Annotated in this window: 1 protein-coding gene; it reads right to left on the bottom strand. The window is 66.3% G+C overall.

The genetic code is table 11. From position 1 onward, the window contains the following. On the bottom strand, positions 1–1,367 hold a 1,367-nt coding region (locus tag HNO80_RS17725; RefSeq protein ID WP_175324166.1), incomplete at its 3' end, for a glycoside hydrolase family 3 N-terminal domain-containing protein. Positions 1,368–1,998 lie beyond the last annotated feature (631 nt).

Raw genomic sequence — 1,998 nt, 5'->3', positions numbered from 1 at the left:
CCGAGTGCCTGGTAGTGGTGGAGGATCCCGCCGTTTACTTCGTGGGCGCTGGTCGCGTGGCTCCAGTAGATTGAGCCGCCGGTGAAGGTGTTGTAGCGGCCGCCGGGGGTGCCGGTTTCGTCCGTGACGGGGAAGCCAAGCAGCCCGGCCGGGCCGCCGAGTGCCTGGTAGTGGTGGAGGATCCCGCCGTTTACTTCGTGGGCGCTGGTCGTATAGGACCAGTAGATTGAGCCGTTCGCGTAGTTCTGGGCGCGGCCGCCCCCGATACGGTACTCGACGCCGGTGGGCCGGCCCAGGAACGAGCTGCCGCCGCCGAGCTGTTGGTATTGCCGGACGATCGGGTCGTAGGCAGTTGGGCAGTGCACGAGTCCCGCCCGGTACTTCTGTTCGAGGACGATGTTCGCAGCGGCCCGCACGTGCGCCAGGAAGCTGGAGTCCTGCTGCGCCTTTGACAGCACCGCGCTTAGCATCGGGGGAATGTCGGAGGGATTCGTGTCGAGCACGACCGTACCGCCAGCGGTCAGGAAGTTGAGCGCACGGCTGGCCGGGGTGAGGTCAGATACTGCAGTAGCAGCCATGCTGTCGGAAATGATTTCGCCCCTGAACCCCATGTCGTCGCGCAGCATGCCCTGCAGCACAGTGGGGGAGAAGACCGCCCGCAACCCGTCGATGGCATTGTATTTGGCCAGGGAAACCATGATCGCCGGGATACCTTGGAGGATCGCGGCGGTGAACGGCTGTAGGTAGGCGTCGTTGCGAGTGGTGACGGTGTCGGTGACGCCGAACGTCGTGTCGGTATTAGCGGTCACCCGGCCGAGACCGGGAAAGTGCTTGCCTGTGGCCTGCACCTTGGCCCCGGCCATCCCACTAGCAAACGCCGTCCCGTGCGTGGTGACTACTTCTGGTGAGTAGCCGTACTCCCGCCCGTAGTAGCCGATCGGTATGTTGCCTGCTCCGAGACTGGCGGGCACGGTATCCAGCACGGGAGCAAGGTTGAGTGTAACCCCCGCCCTGAGCAGCTCGTGGCCCCACGTCGTCGCCGACCGACGAAGGTCGGCGCTGCCCATCGAGCCCTGAGCCAGTCCGCTCGGGATGGTGGAGAACCCAGGACCGCTCAGGACTTGGACGAGGCCACCTTCCTGGTCGACTGCAATAGAGAGCGCAACCCCTGCCGTGCTCTGGCCGGTGGCTTGGGCCTGCAACCGGTCCGCGATCTGGAGCGTGGGGCCGGCACCGGCCGTGCTGTGTCCCATTAAGACGACGCCGCCGAGATGGCCTGCGGTGATCTCCTTCAGCTCGGTAGTCGTCGGTGCGGTACTGCTGACGCCCATCATGAACAGCTGCCCGACCTGTTGGGCTAGGGTCATCCCGGACAGCGTGGCAGAAACACAATCCGTAGTGTTGGCAGTCAGGGCCAGGTTCCGCACAGCCCACGAAGAAGGCGCGATTGACGACGAACCGGGCGCTGGTGAGGCCGTTCGGGGCAGAGCCGGAGCCCCCGGCGTCGGCGCGGCAGCATGGCCACCGGCGCAGTCAGCCAGGACCAAGACGGTAGCTAAACCGAGGATGGCGAAAGGACGACGCAATTTGAGCTCCTTGTGTAGTGGCCCGGGTACACCCTGAATCCGCTTCGACGCTACGCCGTGCGGTCCGCGCAGCAAAACGGTGGTCCCGCCGGCGCCACGGAAGACCGCGATTCCGGCGCCCTTCCATAGGGCCGGAACAGCTGTCGGGTTGCACGCCAGCGGGGACAGCTTTGAGCGGGGGAATGTGTTCAGGATGGCCTGGCCGCGGTGGGAGACAGGGCATGAGGAACCCCCGCGCGAATCCAAGGACTCAAGCGTGGGGTTCCCGGCTCTCCACTCTGGGGGACTGGAGAGCCTTCACGAGCTTACTGGCAGGGAACGACGGGACGGGGGAGTTTCCGGGACGGTGGCGTGTTTACCGGCGGGCCGGGCGGCCGCGGCCCCGACCGGCCCGCCAGCCGGGTGCGGCGTC

Source organism: Arthrobacter sp. C9C5 (assembly GCF_013359735.1).
Lineage (GTDB): Bacteria > Actinomycetota > Actinomycetes > Actinomycetales > Micrococcaceae > Arthrobacter.
This window is presented reverse-complemented; position numbering and strand designations above follow the sequence as displayed.